Genomic DNA, 20,446 nt, shown 5'->3' with positions numbered 1-20,446 from the left:
CGGAAAGCCCCGTCCGGCGCGGTGGAGTCGTGCTGGACGTGGATCACCGGCCTGCCGGCGGTGCGCCAGGCGGCCAGCAGGCGGGCTATGTTGGCCTCGGCCTGGGGATTGTTGCGCTCGCCCCAGCGGGGGTCGTGGAAGCCCTCCTGGACGTCGATCACGAGCAGGGCGGTGTTGGCGGGCAGTTGCATTGGTGCGGGTCCGGGCAGGCCGCGGTTGCGGCGGGGAGGCGCAGCTTGCCGGTGGCCTGCGGGCGCTCCAAAATGCCGATCGGGTCATCGCCAGGGCCGATGGGTGGCAACGCAACTCGAACTCAGGCACTTCGCCGCGCTTGCAGCGCTTGCCGATGCCGGCGGGGTCGGCAAGGCGGCGCGACAGCTGGGCGTGGCGCAGTCGACGCTGTCCGAGACCCTGCTCTCGCTCGAACGCGCGCTCGGCCAACCCGTGCTCGAACGCAGCCCCGGCGCCACCGCCACGCTGACCGGGGTGGCCCGGCGGCTGTTGCCGCATGCGCGTGCCATCCTGCAGGCGACCGAGCGGGCCCGTGCCGACGCGCTGGCCACGCCCACGCGTCTGCGGATCGGCACGGTCGAGTCGGTGGGCTCCCATCTGCTGCCGGCCGCACTGGAGGCCTGCCATGCGAGCCACCCGGGGCTGGAGATCCAGGTCAGCGTCGGCCTGTGCGAAGCGTTGAAGGCGTCCTTCGCGCGCGGCCAGGCCGACTTGCTGCTGACCCTGGAAACACCGCGGGCGCGCGCCGAGGGCCGGGCGCATGCGGTGCCGCTGGTGTTGCTGCGCGGCGGCCAGGCCCCGCGCGCGGCGACGGATGCGGGGGTGCTGCTGGTCCCCGATCCGGAGGGTGCCCTGCACGGGGCGGCATCGCAGTGGATCCGTCGGCAGGCGCTCCCCCTGCGGCTGGTCTCCACCGGCACGCTCGATGGCGTGCGCCGCGGGCTGGCGGACGGCTCCGCGTGGGGGTTGTTGCCGCGTCACGCGGTACTGGACGACCTGCACCGCGGGCGCCTGCACCCGGTCGAGCCGTCGCGTCCGCTACCCATGCTGGAGCTGCGCGCGCGCGTGCGCCGCGGCGTGCCCGCGCCGCTGCGCACGGCCCTGGAGCAGTTGATCGAGGCGATCGGCCGGCAACTGGACGCCGCCGCGTAGTACGCGCGCCTTGCCGGCCGCCGATCGGCCGGCGCACGGGCCGCCGGCTTTACGACGCGTCGCGGTACCGGCCGCGCTTGGCGTCGAGCATCAGCAGGTCCGCCTCGCGGTAGGCCTCGCCCAGGTCGCGATCGGGGCCACGCCAGCTGTAGCCCAGGGTGGCGGCGACCCCGGCGGAGCGCAGGGCCTGCTCGATACGTGCGGCCTGGCGGGCCAGTTCGATTGGACCCACGTCCAGCACCAGCACCACGAACTCGTCGCCGCCCAGGCGCGCCACCACGTCGACTGCGCGCACGGCGCGTCGGATTTCGGTCGCGGCGCGCCGGATGAGCTCGTCGCCCGCGGCGTGGCCCTGGCTGTCGTTGGTCTGCTTGAGGTGGTCCAGGTCGACCACCACCACGCCGGCGGTGGTGTGTTCGTCGCGGCAGCGCTGCTCCTCCAGCGCGAGCAGTTCCCGCCAGCCGCGGCGGTTGAAGATGCCGGTCATCTGGTCGGTCATCGCCTCCAGTTCCGCGCGCTCGGCACGACGCCGGGTCTCCTTCAGGTCGACGTCGTGGCACCACAGCGTGGCGAGCATCTGCGCGCACAGCTTCACCACCGGCAACCAGCGTTCGACGTCCACCGGCACCGGCCGCGGATCGATCCCGCACAGGGTTCCGACCGCGCCGTGGTCGAGCTGCGCCGGCACGCCGAGGTAGGCACCGATGCCGCGCTGGGCGATCGGCGCGTCGGCGTAGGGCGCGTGGGCGCCGACGTCGGGCACCACGCATGGTCCGCCATGCACCATGCGCGAGCAAATCGAATCGGCCCAGCGCAGCGCGTCGCCGTTGCGCACGCCGTAGCACGCGTCCGAGGCCGCCAGCACCAGCCAGTCGCCACCGTCGACACGGGTGAAGTACCAGGCGCCCACGCCGGTGCGTTCACGCAGCATGCCGAGGCAGGCCTGGGCGGCCTCGCGGAAGCCGCCGAAGGCGGGCAGCGGCGGGGGTGAAGTGGTTTGGCGAGGCGAGCTCATGGGCGGGAGGACGGCGGGACCAATCGGAGAGGCGGGCTTGCAGACGCCTGCCACGATGGTGCCAGCGTGCCAATGAATCGCCCCTACGCGCGGGGAAGCAGGTTCCATGCCATCCAACCATTCACCAGGGTGCCAGCAGCGGCGCGCGCGTCAGCACGTCGGCCAGCGAGAGCGCGATCATCACCGCCAGCCAGGCAAACCCCACGCCGGCGACGATGCGCAGCAGCGCGTTGTCGGTTTTCAGGCGCATGAAGATGGTCAGCACGAGCAGCGCCTTGGCCATCGCGATACCCAGGTTGGCCACGGTATTGAACGGCCCGAGCTTCAGCATCGCGCTGCCCGCGCTCAGCGCCAGCAACGCCAGCAGCGCGAGCAGCGTCCACAGGTTGCCCGCCAGCGACGGTGGCCGCGGGCCGCTGCGGTGGGTGCGCACCGGACGGTCGGCGGAACGGTTCATCCGGCCCTCCCGACCAGGTAGATCACCGGGTAGACGAAGATCCACACGATGTCGACCAGATGCCAGTACAGCGCGGTCAGCTCCAGCGGCGTGTGGTAGTCGGGGTCGAACGCGCGGTGCCAGGTGCGCCAGGCCATCGCCAGCATCAGGGCCACGCCGACGGCGACGTGGATGCTGTGGAAGCCGGTGATGAAGTAGTACAGGCAGTAGAAGACCTCTATGCCGCGGGCGTAGATGCCCTGCTGGGTGTAGTGGATGCCCGGGATCAGCCCTTCGCCGTATTCGGCGTAGTACTCGAAGCCGTGCATCACCAGGAAGCTGGTGCCCAGCAGCGCGGCGAGGCCGAGCAGGGCGACAGCCATGCGCCGGCCACCCAGCTGCACCTCGCGCACGGACAGGGCGACCGCACAGCTGCTGGTCAGCAGCACCGCGGTCTCGATCGTGCCCAGCAGCATGTCGGTATGCCGGCTGGCTGCGGCGAACGCCTGCGGGAACAGCACGCGGCAGTAGGTGTAGCCGGCGAACAGCACGCCGAAGAACAGGATCTCGGTGGCCAGGAACGCCCACATGCCCAGCGTCGCGGCCTCGCGCTGCTGCACGGGGTCGTCGAACTGTTCGGGCACGGGATGGGCGTGGGCGTTCATCGGCGGTACGCGTAGGGGCCTTCGTCGACCTCGGGGGGCCGGTCGAAGTTGTGCAGCGGCGGCGGCGAACCGGTCCGCCACTCCAGGCCGGTCGCGTCCCACGGGTTGGGGCCCGCCCGCGCACCGTGGCGCAGCGACCAGGCGAGGTAGCCGAACGGCAGCAGGTAGGCCACGCCCAGGATCGTCGCGCCGGCCGAGGACAGCACGTTCCATACCTGGAACTGCGGCAGGTACTCGTGATAGCGCCGCGGCATGCCTTCCCAGCCGAGGATGTACTGCGGGAAGAAGGTCAGGTTGAAGCCGAAGAACATCAGGATCGCGGCAAAGCGCGCCCAGGCTTCGGAGTACAGCCGGCCGGTGATCTTCGGCCACCAGAAGTGGATGCCACCCAGGTAGGCCATCACCGCGCCACCGACCATGATGTAGTGGAAGTGCGCGACCACGAAGTAGGTGTCGGTGAGGCTCACGTCCAGCGCGGTGGCGGCCAGGAACAGACCGGTCAGCCCGCCCAGCATGAACAGGCCGACGAAGCCCAGCGCGTAGAGCATCGGCGCGTCGAAGCCGATGTCGCCCTTGTACAGCGTGGCGGTCCAGTTGAAGACCTTGATCGCCGAGGGCACGGCGATGATGAAGGAGAGGATCGAGAACACGATGCTCGCGTACATCGATTGTCCGGCCACGAACATGTGGTGGCCCCAGACCAGGAAGCCGACTACCGCGATGCCGATGATCGCGTACACCATGAACCGGTAGCCGAAGATGCGCCGGCGCGCCCCGGCGGTGATCAGCTCGCTGACCACGCCCATCGCCGGCAGGATCATGATGTACACCGCCGGGTGCGAGTAGAACCAGAAGAAATGCTGGAACAGGAGCGGGTCGCCGCCCAGCGCGGGGTCGAAGATGCCCACGCCGAACAACCGCTCCAGCGCGATGAGCGCCAGCGTCATCGCCAGCACCGGCGTGGCCAGGATCATCACCAGCGCCACCGCGTACATCGACCACACGAACAGCGGCAGGCGCATCCAGGTCATGCCCGGCGCACGCATGGTGTGCACGGTGACGATGAAGTTCAGGCCAGTGAAGATCGAGGAGAAGCCGACCACGAACACGCCGACGGCGACCAGGATCACGTGCGTGTTGGAGAACATCGTCGAGAACGGCGTGTAGAAGGTCCAGCCGGTGTCTACCCCGCCCAGCACCAGGCAGGCCAGGGTGAACAGGCCGCCGGCCATGTACAGGTACCAGCTGAACAGGTTCAGCCGCGGGAACGCCACGTCGCGCGCGCCGATCATCAGCGGCAGCAGGAAGTTGCCCAGCGTGGCCGGGATCGAGGGGATCAGGAAGAACCACACCATCACCACGCCGTGGAAGGTGAACGCCTTGTTGTAGGTCTCCGCGCTCATCAGGTCGCCGGCAGGCGTGACCAGCTCCCAGCGGATCAGCGCGGCGGCCAGGCCACCGAGGAAGAAGAAGAAGGTGATGCCGATGCCGTACAGCACGCCGATGCGCTTGTGGTCGTGGGTCAGCAGCCACGAGCGCAGGCCGAAGCCCTCTTCCAGATAACTGCGCGGCAGCCGCGGCTCAACGGTGCTCATCGGGGTCCTCCGCCGCGTGGGTGCGGGTCTTCAGGTACGCCACCAGGGCCAGCACGTCCTCCTCGCCGATGCGGCCCTCGAAGCTGGGCATGATCGGCGCGTAGCCGGCGGCGACCTGTTTCTTCGGCAGCAGGATCGAGTCGTGCAGGTAGCGCTCGTCGGCGCGCACCTGCGAACCGTCGGCCAGCGGCACGGTACGGCCGTAGAGGTCGTAGAGGTCGGGCGCGTGCACGCCCGACTGCGGATCGTGGCAACCGCTGCAGCCAAGCTGCCGGAACAGGTCGGCACCCTGCGCCGCCAGGCCGGTGCCCTGGTGCGCGTGCAGCCAGCGCGCGTAGTCCGCCGGCGGCATCGCCACCACGCGCCCGCGCATGCGCGAGTGATCAGTGCCGCAGAACTCGGCGCAGAACAGGTCGTAGCTGCCCGCCTGCGTGGCGGTGAACCACAGCTGCGTGTAGCGGCCCGGCAGCACGTCCTGCTTCACCCGGAAGGCCGGCACGTAGAAGCTGTGGATCACGTCCTGCGAGGTCATCACCAGGCGGACCGGCTGGCCGACCGGCACGTGCAGCTGGTCGATCTCGCGCTGGCCGCCCGGGTGCTGCACTTTCCACATCCACTGCTTGGCGACCACGTAGACCGGCTGGGCGTCCTTGGGCGGGGTGCGCAAGCGGATCCACAGGTGCACGCTCCAGCCGAAGATCCCCATGAACAGGAAGAAGGGCACCAGCGTCCAGGTCAACTCCACGCCCAGGTGCTGCCGCGCCGGCGTGCGCACGGCGTCGGTGCCGCGGCGGTATTTCACGCAGAAGACGATCATCACCGTAAACACGCCCACGACCACCAGCGCACACAGCGCCAGCAGCGTGTCGAACAGATGGTCGACGTTCGGGGCGACGGTGGAGGCCTGCGGCAGCATCATGCGCGCCTCCTCCTGCGCAACCACAGCCACCCGCCGGCCAGCGCCAGCACGAAGGCCACGCCCAGGACCTGCATGGTGCGGCCGATCGCCAGGCTGTAGCGACCGGTGGTCGGATCGTAGCCGCAGCACAGCAGCACCAGGCGGTCGACCAGGCTGCCGAGCCCGCCGTGCGAGGCGTTCACCAGCGCCAGCCGCAGCGATGCCGGCGGCCAGGACACGCCGAAGAAATACTGCGCCACCTTGCCGTCGGGCGTGACCACGACCAGGCCGGCGGCATGGGCGTACTGGTGCAGGCGCTCGTCGTAGAAATAGCGGAAGCCGATCGCCCGGGCGAGCGCGCCGATGGCGGCCGGTTCGCCGGTGAGGAAGTGCCAGCGTGGCACGTGGGCGTCCGGGTGCCGGTGCGCGAGCATGGCCTGCGCGTGGCGGGCATCCGCGGGCGTCTCGGCCGGATCGATGCCGACGAACGCGACGGCGAAGTCGCGGCCCGGCCGCAGGTCCAGTCCGCCCAGCGTGTGCGCCATGCCGTTCAGCACCACGTCGCACAGGTTGGGGCAGCGGTAATAGCCCAGCGCCAGCAGGAGCGGCTTGCCCTCGGCCAGCGTGCGCAGGTCGACGGGCGCACCGTCGGCATCGACGAAGCGCGCGTCCATCGGGACCTCGGCGCCCAGCCGCTGGTCGAAGCCCGCGCGTTGGCTGAGGTCGGCCGGTGGCGGTGGCGCCCGCGTGGCCCGCGCGACCGGCATCAGCAGCACGAGCAGCCACACCACCGGCAGGAGCGCCCCCGGCGCGCGCCCGCGATGCAGGACCGGGCTGCGCGGCCGCACGCTCGGTGCCTTTCCAGGAATGAAGCCACGCGCGGTCATGGCGAAGGCTCCGTGGATGCGGCCGACGCGGGCGTGCCCTGCCCCGCGGCGATCAGCGCCATCGCCCGCGTGATCGGGATCCGGGCCACGGTGTGCGCCGGGTCCACCCATTGGTAGCTGTGCAGACGCGAACGCTGCAGCGCGCGCTCGGCGGCGATGTCCACGGCCGGATCCGGCTGCAGCCGCGGTTGCGGTGGGATCGGCCGCGCCGGCGCCGCGCCCGCGGTCAGCACCGGGCGTGCCCACACGTACACCAGCAGCACGATCGCCAGCAGGCTGAGCGCCAGGATCGCGGCCGCCCAGTGCAGCACGCCGGCCGCCACCGTGTAGGACTCGTGCGAATCCGGCTGCCGGCTCATGGCTCCAGCTCCAGCGCGGCGCGCCGGCGTGCGCCATAGCCCAGCCACCACAGCCCGCCGATGCCGATCCACGCCAGTGCGTCGCTCCAGGCCAGCGCGCGCTCGCGCAGGCCCGGCAGCACCAGCCAGGCGACGTAGCCGATCTGCGCGATGAACAGCCACAGGGCCACCCCGGCCAGCCATGCCACGCGCTGCTTGGCCTGGCGCGAAAGCAGCACGGCGAACGGCAGCACCAGGTGGAACAGCACCAGGAAAACGCCCAGCCAGCGCCAGCCGGACTGCACGCGGGGCAGGTACCAGACCGTTTCCGCCGGCAGGTCGGCGATCCACACCGTCAGGTAGTCCATGAAGGCCAGGTAGCCCCAGGCCAGTACCAGCACCATCAGGAGACTGCCCAGGTCGTTCAGCCGCCTGGCCGTCCAGGCCGAACCGCCCCGCGACATGCTGACCCCCACCGCCAGCCCCGCGGCGGCCAGCAGTTGCGCGCTGCCGACCAGGATGCCGAACGTGGTCGAGTGCCAGCGCGGCACCAGCGACATCACCCAGTCGACCGCCGCCACCGACACGGCCAGCGTGTAGAGCACCAGGCCACCGGCGGCGAACCGCCCGGCCGCGGGCGTGGCCAGCCGGCGGCGGATTCCGTGCGCCAGCCACAGCCACAACCCGAACACGATGACCGCGCGCACGAGGAAGAACGGGACGTTGAGCCACCAGCGCTGGTGTTCGAGGTTCGGATCGACCGCCCGGGCGTCGGCCCAGGGGAACAGTACCGTCGCGCCGGCCAGCACCGGCAGCAGCAGCACCGCCATCAGCGGCAGGCGCCGGCTGGCGGCGAGCAGCGCCGGGCGCAATGCGAGGCCCCAGTCGCCGCCGGTCAGCGCATGGATCAACAGCAGCCCGACGCTGCCCAGCGCCGGCGCCAGCCAGAACAGCCAGGCGAACAGGTAGGACAGCAGGACGGGACGCGGGGCGTGCAGGCCCAGCAGCAGGCAGCCGGCCAGCGCGAGCAGGCCGATCGCCGCGGCGATGCCTTCGCCGCGCGCGACCCGGGGCCACCGGCGGCTCATCGGTCCCCCGCGGGCAGGCGTGCGAGATCCTGGGGCGTGAGCCGGTCGCGTGGCGCGTGCTGGGAGAGCTGCAACGCGCGGATGTAGGCCACGATCGCCCAGCGGTCGCGGGGGGCGATGCGATCCGCATACGGGTACATCACGCCGTAGCCGTCGCTGATCACCTGGTAGAAGTGGCTGTCCGGCGCCCGGCGAAGGCGGTCGGTGTGGTAGCTCGGCGGCGCCGGGAAGCCGCGCCGGGCGATCATGCCGTCGCCGTCGCCCGCGCGGCCGTGGCAGGGCGCGCAGTAGATGTCGAAGCGCTCCTGCCCGCGCTCCAGCAGCGCCAGGGTGAGCGGCAGCGGATTGGCGTAGCGGCGCTCCCCGACCTCGCCCTGCGCGAGGCTGCGGCCCTGCGCATCCAGCGGCAGTGCCGGACCGGGATCGGGCGGCAGTGTCATGTGCCCACGGCGGCCGCTGGCCGTGTCGGCAGCCGCGCCTTGGGCCATCGGCACGCTGCCCGGTGGCGGGGTGCGGGCGCTGTTGCCGTCGGCGAACAGCGGGCTGGGGGCCAACGGCTTGTACTTGGGCTGGGCGTACATGTCGTGCATGGCCTGTTCGCAGCCGGTGAGCGCGAACACAGCGACCAGCAGCACCAGGAACCGCAGCCCCCTCCCCTGCGTGCCGGGGAGGGTTGGGGAGGGGTTGTCCCGCGCGGGCGCGCAGCACCCCCTCCCAGCCTCCCCCTGCACGCAGGGGGAGGAGCCATGTCGCGCGGGTGTGAGGTAACGCGTCATGGCCCCACCCGGTCGATGGTGACCGGCGCCAGCCGCGCGAGGTCATCGTGTGCCCGTGCCGCGTCGAAGCACGGGTCGTCCGCGCGCAGCCAGACGAAGAAGCCGTCGCGGCTGGCCGCCTCGAAGCCCGGCACGCCGAACAGCGGATGGTTGAGCCGCGGCAGGCCATTGGCGAAGAACATGCCTGCGATGCCGAACAGCGCGGCGAACAGGATGGTCATCTCCAGCGCGGCGGGGATGAAGGCCGGCCAGCTCGCGTTGGGCCGCCCGCCGACGTTGATCGGGTAGTCGATCACCGAGGCGTACCACTGGAGAAAGAGCGTGCCGAAGCCCCCGGCCAGCCCACCAAGCAACACCAGCAACGGGATGCGGTTGCGCATCGGCCCCAATGCCTGGGTCAGGCCTTCGACCGGGTAAGGCGTATAGGCCTCCAGTTGCGTATAGCCGCGGCCACGCAGTTCGTGCACCGCCAGCAGCAGCGCGCCGGCATCCTCGAAGCGGGCCAACCAGCCCTGTTCGTTCGCCGTGTTCATGCAGCCTCCCGGTCCAGCCGCGCACGCAGCTTGCGCAGCTCGAACATCGGCAGCATCGGCAGCAGCCGCACGAACAGCAGAAACAGCAGCAAGAACAGTCCGATCGAGCCAGCCAGGAAGGTGATGTCCCAGAAGGTCGGATAGAACATGCCCCAGCTGGACGGCAGGAAGTCGTGGTACAGGCTGCCGACGATCAGTTCGAAGCGCTCGAACCACATGCCGATCAGTACCAGCAGGGCGATCACGAACAGCGCGGCGTGGTTGCGCCGCACGCGCGCGGACCAGAGCGCCTGGATCGCCACCACGTTGCAGCCGATGATCGTCCAGTACACCCAGGCATAGGCGCCGGTCAGTTCCTGCATGGCATGCGCGACCTCGTAGCGGTCGCCGCTGTAGAAGGCGTTGAACAGCTCCGAGGCGTAGCTGTAGTCGACGAACAGGCCCGCCGCCAGCATCAGCTTGGCCAGGTTGGCGATGTGTCGCTCGGTGATGAAGTCGCCCAGATCGAAGAAGCGGCGCAGCGGCAGGCCCAGCACCAGCGCCATGCCGAAGCCGGAGAACAGCGCACCGGCGACGAAGAACGGCGGGAAGATGGTCGAATGCCAGCCCGGCAGCAGGCCTTCGGAGAAATCCAGCGCGACCATCGAGTGCACCGAGAACACCAGCGGCACGGCCATCGCCGCCAGCAACAGGTTGAGCGTCTCGAAGCGCTGCCAGTGCCGCGCCTCGCCGCGCCAACCGGCCGCCAGCAGTCCGTAGAAGATCTGCTTGCCGCGCGTGCGGGCGCGGTCGCGCAGCGTGGCCAGGTCGGGGATCAGGCCGACGTAGAAGTACAGGACCGAGACGAGCAGGTAGGCCACGATCGCGGAGAAGTCCCAGAACAGCGAACTGCGCCACTGCGGCCACACGCCCATGCGGTCCGGGTAGGGCGCCAGCCAGTAGAAGAACCACGGCCGGCCCAGGTGCAGGATCGGGAAGATGCCGGACACCGAGACCGCGAACACGGTCATTGCCTCGGCATAGCGGTTGAGCGCGTTGCGCCAGCCCTGGCGCGCCAGGTACAGGCCGCCGGAGATGAAGGTGCCGGCCATGCCGATGGCGATCCACCAGACGTAATCGGCGATGGCGAAGGCCCAGGCCACCGGGACGTCCAGGCCCCAGATCCCCACGCCCCGGGCCAGCAGCCAGACGATGCCGGCGCCGAGCCAGGCAGTGAGTACGAACGACAGCGCGAAGGCGAGCAGCCACAGCCGGCCGGTCGGGCGCTCGAGCACGATGTCGCTCACCTTGTCGGTGATCGAGGCGTGGGTTTCGCGGGGGGCGAGCAACGGGGCCGTCATGCAGATGCCCCCACGCCCGCCGACATGGCGCCCTCTCCCCGCCGGGGAGAGGGCTGGGGTGAGGGGGCAAGGCTTGCGGGGAGACTTGTTCGCAGCCATGCGCCCGAAAAAAAGCCACGCAGAAAACCGACGTTCCGGGCGAGCCCCGGCCCCTCACCCCAACCCTCTCCCCGGCGGGGAGAGGGAGCGACGCCCAGGCAAGCGTGGGGGAGCGCGCTCATGCGTCGTCCTCCAGCGCGGGATGCGGATTGCGGATCGCGGCCAGGTAGGTGGTGCGCGGACGCGTGTTGAGCTCTTCCAGCAAGGTGTAGTTCCGCGGCGAGGCCTTCTGCCGGCTGACCGCGCTGGCCGGGTCCTGCTGGTCGCCGAACACGATCGCCCGGGTCGGGCACACGGCCTGGCAGGCGGTCAGCACCTCGCCGTCGGCGATGCGGCGGCCTTCGCGGTCGGCGGCGATGTGCGCGGTCTCGATGCGCTGGATGCAATAGGTGCACTTCTCCATGACACCGCGGTTGCGTACCGAGACGTCCGGATTGCGCTGTGCCTTCAGCGTTTCGGTGGAGAGGTCGCTGTACTGCAGGAAATTGAAGCGGCGCACCTTGTACGGGCAGTTGTTGGAACAGAAGCGCGTGCCCACGCAGCGGTTGTAGACCTGCACGTTGAGGCCCTCGGCATCGTGCACGGTGGCGCCGACCGGGCAGACCAGCTCGCACGGCGCGTGCTCGCAGTGCATGCACGGGACCGGCTGGTGGTGGATGCGCGGGGCGCGCGCGTCGCCCTCGTAGTAGCGGTCGACCCGGATCCAGTGCATCTCGCGGCCGCGCGCGACTTCCTCCGCGCCGACCACGGGAATGTTGTTCTCCGCCTGGCAGGCGATGGTGCAGGCGCCACAGCCGATGCAGGCGTTGAGGTCCACGCTCATCGCCCACGCGTACTGGCCGGGTGGGCGGTCCGGGTAGAGGCTGGGCGGAGGTTGCGCCTGCCCCTGGGCGAACGCCGGATCGTCGCGGTAGGTGTCCAGCGTGGCGGCGCGCACCGGCGCGCGGCCTTCCATCGCGTGGTGGCGCTGGGTGGTGGCGAGCGGGTAGCGCGCACCGGTGCGATTGACGCGCAGGCCCTCGCTGCGCCAGGGCGCGTCCCGGCGGCGCAGGGCGTAGGCGTCGAAGCCGAGGTGCCCGCCCACGCGGCCGGCGTGGCGGCGGCCGTAGCCGAGGTAGACGGTGACGCTGCGCGCCGCCTGGCCCGGCATCACCCATACCGGCGCCTGGGCGTGGCGACCGTCGACGCGCAGTTCGAGCGCATCGCCATTCTTCAGGTCATGGGCAAGCGCGAGCTCCGGGCTGACCAGCGCCACGTTGCTCCAGGTCAGCGTGGTCAGCGGCTTGGGCAACTCCTGCAGCCAGCCGTTGTTGGCGTAGCGGCCGTCCCACACGGTCGGGTCGGGGGCGAACAGCAGCTCGAGGCCTGCCTCGTCCGCGCGCGCCGGGAGTCGTGCCAGGAAACCGCGGTCGACCCGCCGATGCTGCGACGGGGGCGCGCTGTGCGGGATCACGCCGCCCTGCAGGAGGGCCGTCCATGCGCCGGCATCGGCTTGCCAGGTGGCCTGCACGCGCGCACGCGGGCTCTGCAGGTCACCCAGGAACAGCGCCAGCAGCTCGTGCGCACTGCGGCTGTCATAGAGCGGCGCGATCACCGGCTGCACCACGCTGGCCGTGCCGTCGGCGGCGCGCAGGTCCGACCACGCTTCCAGCGCGTGCGTTTGCGGCAGGTGCCACCGGCAGGCGCGCCCGGTCTCGTCGCGATAGAGGCCCAAGTGAATCGAGTGCGGCACCTTGGCCAGGGACTCCGCGAACGCCGCATCCACCGGCGTGGCATACGCCGGATTGCCGTCGAGCACCAGCAGCGTGTCCACGCGGCCGGCGGCCATCGCCCCGGTGAGCTCGTGCAGGCCCTGCGCCGAGGACTCCCACGGTTCCGGCGGCGCGTAGTACTCCACCGTGTGGTCGACGTTGCCCAGCGCCTCGTTGAGCAGGTGCGCGAGCGCATGCACCCACGGCGGCTGCGTGCGCCCGGCCAGCACCAGCGAACTGCCGTGCTGCGCATCCAGGTCCCGCGCCAGTGCCCGCAGGCGGCGCGCCGACATGCCGCTCGACTGGCTGGCGCGCACGTCCGGCACGCCGAGCAGTTCGCCGAGCTCCAGCGCGAACATGCCGATGTGCGCGGACCCCAGCGCCCAGCGGTGGTCGGCCTTGGCGCCGGTGAGCGTCGGCGAGGCTTCCACCACGTACAGCCGGCTGAAGGCGTCCGACTGCGGATCACGCCCGGTGGCGAAATCGGCCGCGTGGCGCAGCATGCCGGGCATCGCGCCGAGGAAGTCGGCCTCCAGGGCGAGGATCACGCGGGCCCGGTCGAAGTGGTAGCGCGCGCGCAACGGTTCGCCGAAGGCCAGCCGGGCGCCGGCCAGCGCATGGTCGTCGTCGACCGCTTCGTACTGGTGCCAGTGCGCGCCGGGAAACCGTGCGAGCCAGGCCTCGCGCTGCGCCGCCAGCGTGGGGGAATCGAGCCGCCCGCTCAGCACGTGCAGGCCGCGGCCGTCATGGGCGAAGCGCCTGGTGAGCGTGCGGACCTCGTCGGCAAAGGCATCCCAGCTGGACGCCAGCCCGTCACGGAGCGGCGCCTGCGAGCGGTCCGGGTCCCACAACTCCAGCACCGCCGCCTGCATAGCCGGCGTGGTCGCGCCGAGGCTCGCCGGGTGCGCCGGGTTGCCCTCGATCTTGGTCGGCCGGCCCTGGTGGGCCTCGACCAGCACGCCGGCAACCTCGCCCGCGCAGGCCAGTGCGCTGGCGTAGAAGCGCGGCAGTTCCGGCGGCAGCTGGTCGGGCCGGCGCACCCACGGCACGATCTCCTCCTGCGGCGGGCGGCTGCAGGCGCCCAGGCCGGCCAGCGCGAGCGAGGCACCGAGCAGTTTGAGGAAGCCACGGCGGTCGAGCTGCGGTTCCAGCCGGGAGAGCTGCGGGAAGGCGTCGTGCAGGCGGCGGCGCCAGGCCGGCTGTTCGACCAGTTCTTCCAGTGCACGCCAGAAATGCGGACCGCGCGCGCCGGCCAGGCGCGCGCGCAGATCGTCGAGGGGCCCGCTCAGCGGTGGCATACCGAGCAGTCCGTCAGGCGCCGGGTGTCGATGCGGTAGCGCTTGATCAGCGCCAGACCGAGCTTTTCCTGGTCGTCGGCCTGCCATCCCATCGCGAATTCCTGCGCGCGCGGGCGCAGGTAGTTCTGCGGCGCGCGGTGGCAGTCCAGGCACCACTGCATCGACAGCGACCGGGTACGCATGGTCAGCGGCATGCGGTCGACGCGGCCATGGCAGCTCTCACAGCCGACGCCCTTGGCGACATGGATCGAATGGTCGAAGTAGACGAAGTCCGGCAGCTGGTGCACGCGCTGCCAGTGCAGGGCCACGCCACGCCGCCAGCTTTCGACCACGGGGCGGAGCATGGCCTGGTCGGTGTACAGCTGGGAGTGGCAGGTCATGCAGGTGGAGATCGGCGGCATGCCGGCGAAGGCGGAGGTCTCCACCGTGTCGTGGCAGTAGCGGCAGTCGATGCCGTCGTCGCCGACGTGATGCTTGTGACTGAAGGGCACCGGCTGCTCCACCGCCTCGCCGACGCGGTGCGGTTCGTTGGTCCATCCGCGCCACGCCAGCACCGCGGCGCTGGCCAGCACCAGCACGGCCAGCAGGGTGAGCTTGACGAACAGGCCGAAGCGCGGATGGAAGATCTGGGTCATCGCCCTCTCGTGGGGTTCCTTTCAAGCGAGCGTTCGCCGGCCACCATGGCAGGGACGGCGTGAAGCGCATGCGGCCGCGTTTTCCCATGACGGGGCGCAAAGCCGCGCCTTCGCCTCCTCTCCCCTCTCCGGAGTGAGCCCCGGGCTGCGCTTGTCGGAGGGAATTGAGGGGAGGGGCCACGCTTGCGCGACCCTCCACAAAAATCCTCCCCCGGCCCCTCATCCCGCCCTCTCCCGCGAGGGGGAGCAGAGCGAAGGCGAGCGAGCAACGCGTCAACCGCCCGGCGATTCGCGCAGGGTCTCGCGCAGGTCCCGCACGTGACCGGGGTCGACCGCCTCGGCGCGGTTGCCCCAGGCGTTGCGAATGTAGGTGGTGAGGTCGGCGATCTGTGCGTCGCTCAGGTGATCGGCAAAGCCCTGCATTGCCAGCCCGGTCGGCTCGGCGGTCGTCCGGGGAATGCTGGCGCCCTCGAGGATCACGCCGATCAGCGTGTCGGCGCTGGCCGCCTGCACGGCCGAGCTCTGGCGCAGCGGCGGGAACGCACCGATCTCGCCCTGGCCTTGCTTCAGGTGGCAGCCCTGGCAGTTGTCCAGGTAGAGCGCGGCGCCGCGGTCGAGGGTGTCCTTGTCGACACTGGCCACCGACGTGTCCTTCGGCGCCGGCAGGCTCTTGAGGTAGACGGCGATGGCCTCGAGGTCCGGCTTGCTCAGGTACTGCGTCGACTGCTCGATCACCTCGGCCATCGGTCCGGCTGCTGCGGTGCGACCGTTACGGCCGGTGCCCAGGTACTGGACGATGTCCTGCCCGGTCCAGCTGCCCAGGCCGTCACGGACGCTGCCGGCCAGGCTCGGCGCGTAGGCATTCTCGGCATGGCCGCCGGTGAACGGGTCGTCCATGTCGGTGGCGCCGGCGAAGTTCTTGTCGCTGTGGCAGGCGCCGCAGTGGCCGAGGCCCTGGACCAGGTAGGCGCCGCGGTTCCACTGCGCCGGGCGCTTCGGGTCGGGCTGGAAGCTGCCGGCATCGAAGTACATGCCGTTCCACAGCGCCATCAGGCCGCGCTGGTCCAGCGGCCAGGGCAGCGCGTTGCGGCGGTGGTCCTGGCGCACGGGCGCGCGCGTGTCCAGGTAGGCCTTGATCGCCAGCACGTCGTCGCGACTCAGGCGCGTGTACCAGGGGTAGGGAAAGGCCGGGTAGAGGTGCTCGCCCTCGCGGTCGATGCCCTCGTGCATGGCGCGGTAGAAGTCCTCGTCGGTCCAGCGGCCGATGCCGGTTTCCGGGTCGGGCGTGATGTTGCTCGAGTAGATCGTGCCAAACGGGGTCGGAATGGCGCGGTCGCCGGCAAACGGCTGGCCGCCCGGCGCCGTGTGGCAGGCCTCGCAGTCGCCCGCCCGGACCAGGTAGCGGCCGCGCGAGATCTCGCCCCAGGGCCCCGGGCTCATGCGCTCGCCGAGCTTGATCGCCGATGGGGCCGCCGGGTTGCGTTCGTGGCTGCAGGCGGCGCACAGCGCCAGCAGCCCGAGCAGGCAACCGGTGCCGACCACGCGCGCCCACGCGTTCATGCCGTCACCAGCGGGCCGGGGTTCTTCAGGTAGCGCTTCATCGCCGCGGCCGACCAGAAGGTCAGCGCGCCGACCGTGCCGGTCGGGTTGTAGCCGGCGTTCTGCGGGAACACGCTGGCTCCCATCACCCACAGGTTGGGCACGTCCCAGCTCTGCAGGTAGCGGTTGACCACCGAGGTCTTCGGGTCGTCGCCCATCACCGCGCCGCCGGTGTTGTGGGTGGTCTGGTAGGGCACGATCGAATAGGGCCCCTGGCGCTTCTTCTCATGGATGGTCGCGCCGGGGATCGCACGGCCGATCTGCGCGGCCTTGTCGGTGAGGAAGCCCGACATCTTCAGCTCGTTGGGCTGGAAGTCGAAGGTCAGGCGCAGCAGCGGGTTGCCGTAGACGTCGCGCCAGGTCGGGTCCAGGTCCAGGTAGCTGGAGCGGTAGCTCATCACGCTGCCGTGGGTGGCGATCGAGCAGGCGGTGAGGTAGTTCTCGCGCATCGCCTTCTTCCAGCCCGCGCCCCAGGTGGGCGCGTCCTTGGGCAGGTAGTGCTGCAGGATCGGCCGCCCGCCGGTCTGCCACAACGCGATGTAGCCGCCGCCGACGAAGCCGTGCGGGCCATGGTCGAAGTTGTCGCCGTTGAACTCGTCGATCGCCTGGCCCAGCGCGCCGGCGCCCATGAACGGGTTGAGCCGTTCCTTCTGGAACACGTCCACCGAGGAGGTGATCTGGTAGGCGTAGTTGCGCCCGACCACGCCGGTGTTGGAGACCGGGTCGTAGGGCTGGCCGATCTTCGATACCAGCAACAGGTGCACGTTGTGGTGGGCGAAGGCGCACAGCACCACCATCTGTGCCGGCTGCTCGATCTCGTTCCCGTCGACATCCACGTAGGTAACGCCGGTGGCGCGCTTGCCGGTCGGGTCGGTGTTGACTCGGGTGACCGCGCAGTGGGTCTTGAAGCGGAAGTTGTCCTTCTGCAGCAGCACCGGGAGGATGGTCGTCTGCGGGCTGGCCTTGGAGTAGTTGCCGCAGCCGAACCATTCGCAATAGCCGCAGTAGGTGCACTGGCCCATCTGCACGCCCAACGGGTTGCGGTAGGGGCGCGAGGCATTGGCGGCCGGGCACGGGAACGGCCTGAAGCCCACGTCGCGCGCGGCCTTGTCGAACAGCACGGTGGAGGCGCTGCGTTCCAGTGGCGGCAGCGGATAGCCGCGCTTGCGCGCGCCCTCGAAGGGATTGCCGCCGGCGACCAGCTGGCCATTGACGTTGCCGGCCTGGCCGGAGACGCCGCAGAGATATTCGAAGCGGTCGTAATGCGGCTCCAGGTCGTCATAGGTGACCCCCCAGTCCTGCAGGTTCATGTCCGCCGGCACGAAGCCCTTGCCGTAGCGCTGCTCGGTGTGCGTGCGGATCTGGAAGTCCTGCGGCAGGAAGCGCCAGCACTGCCCGTTCCAGTGCACACCCGCGCCACCGACGCCGGCGGCCGGCAGGAACGAGCCGAGGTGGCGCATCGGCAACGCGGTCTGGCCGGCGTTGTTGCGGAAGGTCATCGTTTCGCGCTCGGGCGCTTCGAAGATCTGCTTGCGCACCGCGTAGCGCAGCTCGTCCTGGATATGGTCGGTGGCGAAGTCCGGCACGGTGTCGCGCCACGCGCCGCGCTCGAGCGCCAGCACCTGCACGCCGGCGTCGGTCAGTTCCTGCGCGATGATCGAGGCGGTCCAGCCGAAGCCGACCAGCACCACGTCCACCGGCGGCATCCGCCGCGCCATCAGGACGCCTCCGGAGCATGCGCCAACGCCGCGTCCGGGGCGCGGCCGATCAGGCTCACGTAGGGCTGCTGGTAGGGTTTGCCGTATTCGCCGATCTCGCGCACGTAGTTGTAGCGGGGTCCGGGGAAGCCGATCAGCTTCCAGCCCGCGAAGTCGCGGTTGCCGCCATAGGCCGGATCGGCCAGGAAGCCTTCCTGGGTGTTCTGCCACAGCAGGTTGAAGAAGGTCTGGGAGGGCACGTCGCCCAGGTCGACCTTGCCGTCCTGCAGCGCGTGCAGCACGTCGTCCTGCCGGTCGGCGGTGAGCATGGCGAAGGGGTGCTGGTACTGCGCGCGACAGTGCCGGTCGATGCCGGCGATGGCCTGGCGATAGAGCTGCGCGGGCGTGTAGCGCAGCTGGTAGCCCTGGCCACTGATGCCGCGCGGCCACGGCCCCTGCATATACCAGCGCTCGGCGCGCCCGTACGGACCCGCCAGCTGCAGATCGAGGAAGGTGGGCACGCCGGCCTTGTCGGCACCGGGGCCGAGCGCATCGGTGGGAATCAACCGCGCGGTGGCGGCCTTGATGAAATCCATTTCCTCCGGCGCAAAATAGGCGTTCGAGGTGCCGCCGTGCGCACTGGTGCCATTGCCTCCGCAGGCGCACAGCACCATGCCGGCGGGTAGCGCCACGCCGACGAGCCTCAGGAAATCCCGTCGTGCCGCATCGTGGTCCACCACCGCATCTCCCTCGTCGCCGAAAGGACGAGCCTAGGCAGCCGACGGTGAAGGGCCGGCGTCAACCGGGTGAAGATCGGGTGGCCGCACGGCGCAATATTTTGCGTTTCTGATCAACAACTTGAGCTGCGTCGCGATATCGATGGGACCGTTGACGGCGGGGCAACGATTTCCTAAGGGTTGCGATAGCAGCCTGCGCAACGTGGCTGCGTTGCACGAGCAGTGAACATTTGTGAACCACGGACCGAAGATCGCATGCTTAATGCTTGACGCAGCAATGCTTTAGCCTGCACGCTTCCGTCACTTGTGTGTGGTCAGGATTCACGGTTCTGGCCGTGCGAGCGTGTGGGAGGGGTCATGTCGAAGGACAACCTTGTGTTGCTGGTGGAAGACGACTCGGACACGCGCGAAGTCATGGCGCTGCTGCTCGACGCGGCCGGCTACCAGGTGCTCTCCGCGCGCGACGCCAGTAGCGGCATCCGGCTGATGGACGAACAGCCGGGCATCGGGGTGATCGTCACCGACGTCAACATCGGTGGCGGCCAGGACGGCATCAGCATGACCGAGGAACTGCGCCGGCGCGGCTCGAACGCGGCGGTGGTGGTGATCTCGGGCGATCCGGAAGCCTCCAGCGAGCGGCTGGGTCCGACCGCGACGTTCCTGCCCAAGCCGTACGACCGCAAGGCCCTGCTGGCGGCGATTGCCGACGCGCGCGCCAAGAACGCCCGCGCCTGTGCCGTCGCCGACGGGGGCCGGCCGCCGTATCCCGGTTTATCTCGCTAGCCGCATGAGGTAGGTTCGGTTGAGGCTGGTCAGTCGGGAAGCGGTCGTGCTGCGACCGTCATCCTTTTGTCCGGGAAATGCATGCCGATGACACCGTCATGGACGGCCGTGGCGCGGTGCTTGCTGTGCAAGGACGGTGGCATGGATACGAGCGGGTCCAATTCCTACCAGTTGCTGGTGCAGTCCATCCTGGACTACGCCATCTTCATGGTCGATCCACAGGGCCGTATCCGCAGCTGGAACGCCGGCGCCGAGCAGGTCCATGGCTATCGCGCCCCCGACATCGTCGGTCGCGCCTTCGCCCTGCTGCATACCGAGGAAGAGCGTGCCGGCGGCCGCCCGGAGCTGATCCTGCACATGGCCGCCGCCCATGGCCGCTTCCAGGAGGAGGCCCAACGGCTGCGCCGCGACGGCAGCCGCTTCTGGGCACACGTGGTGTGCGACGCGGTGCGCGACGAACAGGGTCACCTGCTCGGCTTCGCCATGGTCACCCGCGACATCACCGAGCGGCGCCTGACCGAACAGCGCCTGCGCGAGGTGGAGCGGCGCTTCCGCCTGTTCGTCGACGGCGTCACCGACTGCGCCATCTGCATGCTCGACGCCGAAGGCGTGGTCACCGACTGGAACACCGGCGCCGAGCGCATCAAGGGCTACCCCGCCGCCGAGATCATCGGACGACCGCTGTCGCAGTTCTTCGTCAACCCGCTGGTGGCACAGACCGCGATGACCATCGCCAGCGAGAGCGGCCGGTACGACGTGGTGGACTGGCAGGTGCGCAAGGACGGCTCGCGCTTCATGGCCGAGATCGCGATCGACGCGATCCGCGACAGCGACGGGCAGCTGCTGGGTTTCGCCAAGATCACCCGCGACATCACCGCGCGCGTGGAGGCCGAGCGGCACCTGGAGGAGACCCGCGCGCAGCTGTTCCAGTCGCAGAAGATCGAGGCGCTCGGCCAGCTCACCGGCGGCATGGCGCACGACTTCAACAACCTGCTGCAGGGCATCATCGGCTCGCTCGAAGTGGTCGAGATGCGCCTGGCCAGCGGTCGCCAGGACGTGGGTCGCTTCCTCGGCAACGCGCTGGATTCGGCCAAGCGCGCCGCCACGCTCAC

20 protein-coding genes are annotated in these 20,446 nt (G+C 70.2%); 3 read left to right on the top strand and 17 right to left on the bottom strand.

Annotation, left to right across the window (positions count from 1 at the left end):
* Positions 1 to 191: isochorismatase family protein (locus VFH59_RS13255; RefSeq protein ID WP_325165380.1), on the bottom strand; the 191-nt coding region annotated here is incomplete at its 3' end.
* 103 nt (positions 192 to 294) lie between these two features.
* Between VFH59_RS13255 and VFH59_RS13250 the strand changes: the two genes are divergently transcribed.
* Positions 295 to 1,164, top strand: coding sequence for a LysR family transcriptional regulator (locus VFH59_RS13250; protein ID WP_325165379.1), 870 nt, complete (start codon positions 295 to 297; stop codon positions 1,162 to 1,164).
* Between the two features lie 49 nt (positions 1,165 to 1,213).
* Here the strand turns inward: VFH59_RS13250 and VFH59_RS13245 are convergent, their stop codons facing one another.
* The 16 genes from VFH59_RS13245 to VFH59_RS13170 all read right to left on the bottom strand — a co-directional run bounded on the left by VFH59_RS13245 (position 1,214) and on the right by VFH59_RS13170 (position 18,554).
* A complete protein-coding gene (locus VFH59_RS13245) occupies positions 1,214 to 2,179 on the bottom strand; it encodes a sensor domain-containing diguanylate cyclase (protein WP_325165378.1) in 966 nt (321 codons plus the stop codon).
* Between the two features lie 121 nt (positions 2,180 to 2,300).
* Positions 2,301 to 2,636, bottom strand: coding sequence for a cytochrome C oxidase subunit IV family protein (locus VFH59_RS13240; RefSeq protein WP_325165377.1), 336 nt, complete (start codon positions 2,634 to 2,636; stop codon positions 2,301 to 2,303).
* The gene (locus VFH59_RS13235; protein WP_325165376.1) at positions 2,633 to 3,280 is read right to left on the bottom strand and encodes a cytochrome c oxidase subunit 3; all 648 of its coding nucleotides are present in this window, start codon (positions 3,278 to 3,280) and stop codon (positions 2,633 to 2,635) included. The genes VFH59_RS13240 and VFH59_RS13235 overlap by 4 nt, the downstream gene beginning before the upstream one ends.
* Positions 3,277 to 4,875 (bottom strand): cytochrome c oxidase subunit I, encoded by a 1,599-nt coding sequence (gene ctaD, locus VFH59_RS13230; RefSeq protein ID WP_325165375.1) that lies wholly within the window; start codon positions 4,873 to 4,875, stop codon positions 3,277 to 3,279. The genes VFH59_RS13235 and ctaD overlap by 4 nt, the downstream gene beginning before the upstream one ends.
* Positions 4,862 to 5,794, bottom strand: a complete 933-nt coding sequence (gene coxB, locus VFH59_RS13225; RefSeq protein WP_325165374.1) for a cytochrome c oxidase subunit II — start codon at positions 5,792 to 5,794, stop codon at positions 4,862 to 4,864. The genes ctaD and coxB overlap by 14 nt, the downstream gene beginning before the upstream one ends.
* Positions 5,791 to 6,660 (bottom strand): SCO family protein, encoded by an 870-nt coding sequence (locus VFH59_RS13220; protein ID WP_325165373.1) that lies wholly within the window; start codon positions 6,658 to 6,660, stop codon positions 5,791 to 5,793. The genes coxB and VFH59_RS13220 overlap by 4 nt, the downstream gene beginning before the upstream one ends.
* Positions 6,657 to 7,019, bottom strand: a complete 363-nt coding sequence (locus tag VFH59_RS13215; RefSeq protein WP_325165372.1) for a hypothetical protein — start codon at positions 7,017 to 7,019, stop codon at positions 6,657 to 6,659. The genes VFH59_RS13220 and VFH59_RS13215 overlap by 4 nt, the downstream gene beginning before the upstream one ends.
* On the bottom strand, positions 7,016 to 8,086 hold the full coding sequence (locus VFH59_RS13210; protein ID WP_325165371.1) for a hypothetical protein: 1,071 nt from the start codon (positions 8,084 to 8,086) through the stop codon (positions 7,016 to 7,018). Before VFH59_RS13210 ends, VFH59_RS13215 begins: the two co-directional genes overlap by 4 nt.
* Positions 8,083 to 8,721: a cytochrome c gene (locus tag VFH59_RS13205; protein ID WP_325165370.1), complete on the bottom strand. Its 639-nt coding sequence runs from the start codon at positions 8,719 to 8,721 to the stop codon at positions 8,083 to 8,085. Before VFH59_RS13205 ends, VFH59_RS13210 begins: the two co-directional genes overlap by 4 nt.
* Positions 8,722 to 8,858: 137 nt before the next feature.
* The gene (locus VFH59_RS13200) at positions 8,859 to 9,395 is read right to left on the bottom strand and encodes a DUF3341 domain-containing protein (protein ID WP_325165369.1); all 537 of its coding nucleotides are present in this window, start codon (positions 9,393 to 9,395) and stop codon (positions 8,859 to 8,861) included.
* The gene (gene nrfD, locus VFH59_RS13195) at positions 9,392 to 10,735 is read right to left on the bottom strand and encodes an NrfD/PsrC family molybdoenzyme membrane anchor subunit (protein ID WP_325165368.1); all 1,344 of its coding nucleotides are present in this window, start codon (positions 10,733 to 10,735) and stop codon (positions 9,392 to 9,394) included. Before nrfD ends, VFH59_RS13200 begins: the two co-directional genes overlap by 4 nt.
* 217 nt (positions 10,736 to 10,952) lie before the next feature.
* Entirely contained in the window at positions 10,953 to 13,883 is a 2,931-nt protein-coding gene (locus tag VFH59_RS13190) for a TAT-variant-translocated molybdopterin oxidoreductase (RefSeq protein WP_325165367.1), read from the bottom strand.
* Complete coding sequence (locus VFH59_RS13185) at positions 13,871 to 14,518, bottom strand: cytochrome c3 family protein (protein WP_325165366.1); 648 nt, start codon at positions 14,516 to 14,518, stop codon at positions 13,871 to 13,873. Before VFH59_RS13185 ends, VFH59_RS13190 begins: the two co-directional genes overlap by 13 nt.
* Before the next feature lie 273 nt (positions 14,519 to 14,791).
* Positions 14,792 to 16,078, bottom strand: coding sequence for a cytochrome c (locus VFH59_RS13180; protein ID WP_325165365.1), 1,287 nt, complete (start codon positions 16,076 to 16,078; stop codon positions 14,792 to 14,794).
* On the bottom strand, positions 16,075 to 17,835 hold the full coding sequence (locus tag VFH59_RS13175; RefSeq protein WP_325165364.1) for a GMC family oxidoreductase: 1,761 nt from the start codon (positions 17,833 to 17,835) through the stop codon (positions 16,075 to 16,077). The genes VFH59_RS13180 and VFH59_RS13175 overlap by 4 nt, the downstream gene beginning before the upstream one ends.
* Positions 17,835 to 18,554, bottom strand: coding sequence for a gluconate 2-dehydrogenase subunit 3 family protein (locus VFH59_RS13170; RefSeq protein ID WP_325165363.1), 720 nt, complete (start codon positions 18,552 to 18,554; stop codon positions 17,835 to 17,837). Before VFH59_RS13170 ends, VFH59_RS13175 begins: the two co-directional genes overlap by 1 nt.
* A 354-nt stretch (positions 18,555 to 18,908) precedes the next feature.
* Here VFH59_RS13170 and VFH59_RS13165 point away from each other — a divergent pair, with 354 nt between their 5' ends.
* Complete coding sequence (locus tag VFH59_RS13165) at positions 18,909 to 19,334, top strand: response regulator (RefSeq protein ID WP_325165362.1); 426 nt, start codon at positions 18,909 to 18,911, stop codon at positions 19,332 to 19,334.
* 141 nt (positions 19,335 to 19,475) lie between these two features.
* Positions 19,476 to 20,446, top strand: a 971-nt coding sequence (locus VFH59_RS13160) for a PAS domain S-box protein (protein WP_325165361.1), incomplete at its 3' end; no start/stop codon positions are given.

This window comes from Frateuria sp. (genome assembly GCF_035695185.1).
Taxonomy (GTDB): domain Bacteria; phylum Pseudomonadota; class Gammaproteobacteria; order Xanthomonadales; family Rhodanobacteraceae; genus Frateuria_A.
This window is presented reverse-complemented; position numbering and strand designations above follow the sequence as displayed.

Bases quoted from the DNA above. Each gene is read 5' to 3' on its own strand.
- VFH59_RS13245 (WP_325165378.1), bottom strand. From the start codon at position 2,179: ATGAGCTCGCCTCGCCAAACCACTTCACCCCCGCCGCTGCCCGCCTTC.
- VFH59_RS13240 (WP_325165377.1), bottom strand. From the start codon at position 2,636: ATGAACCGTTCCGCCGACCGTCCGGTGCGCACCCACCGCAGCGGCCCG.
- VFH59_RS13235 (WP_325165376.1), bottom strand. From the start codon at position 3,280: ATGAACGCCCACGCCCATCCCGTGCCCGAACAGTTCGACGACCCCGTG.
- ctaD (WP_325165375.1), bottom strand. From the start codon at position 4,875: ATGAGCACCGTTGAGCCGCGGCTGCCGCGCAGTTATCTGGAAGAGGGC.
- coxB (WP_325165374.1), bottom strand. From the start codon at position 5,794: ATGATGCTGCCGCAGGCCTCCACCGTCGCCCCGAACGTCGACCATCTG.
- VFH59_RS13220 (WP_325165373.1), bottom strand. From the start codon at position 6,660: ATGACCGCGCGTGGCTTCATTCCTGGAAAGGCACCGAGCGTGCGGCCG.
- VFH59_RS13215 (WP_325165372.1), bottom strand. From the start codon at position 7,019: ATGAGCCGGCAGCCGGATTCGCACGAGTCCTACACGGTGGCGGCCGGC.
- VFH59_RS13210 (WP_325165371.1), bottom strand. From the start codon at position 8,086: ATGAGCCGCCGGTGGCCCCGGGTCGCGCGCGGCGAAGGCATCGCCGCG.
- VFH59_RS13200 (WP_325165369.1), bottom strand. From the start codon at position 9,395: ATGAACACGGCGAACGAACAGGGCTGGTTGGCCCGCTTCGAGGATGCC.
- nrfD (WP_325165368.1), bottom strand. From the start codon at position 10,735: ATGACGGCCCCGTTGCTCGCCCCCCGCGAAACCCACGCCTCGATCACC.
- VFH59_RS13190 (WP_325165367.1), bottom strand. From the start codon at position 13,883: ATGCCACCGCTGAGCGGGCCCCTCGACGATCTGCGCGCGCGCCTGGCC.
- VFH59_RS13185 (WP_325165366.1), bottom strand. From the start codon at position 14,518: ATGACCCAGATCTTCCATCCGCGCTTCGGCCTGTTCGTCAAGCTCACC.
- VFH59_RS13180 (WP_325165365.1), bottom strand. From the start codon at position 16,078: ATGAACGCGTGGGCGCGCGTGGTCGGCACCGGTTGCCTGCTCGGGCTG.
- VFH59_RS13175 (WP_325165364.1), bottom strand. From the start codon at position 17,835: ATGGCGCGGCGGATGCCGCCGGTGGACGTGGTGCTGGTCGGCTTCGGC.
- VFH59_RS13165 (WP_325165362.1), top strand. From the start codon at position 18,909: ATGTCGAAGGACAACCTTGTGTTGCTGGTGGAAGACGACTCGGACACG.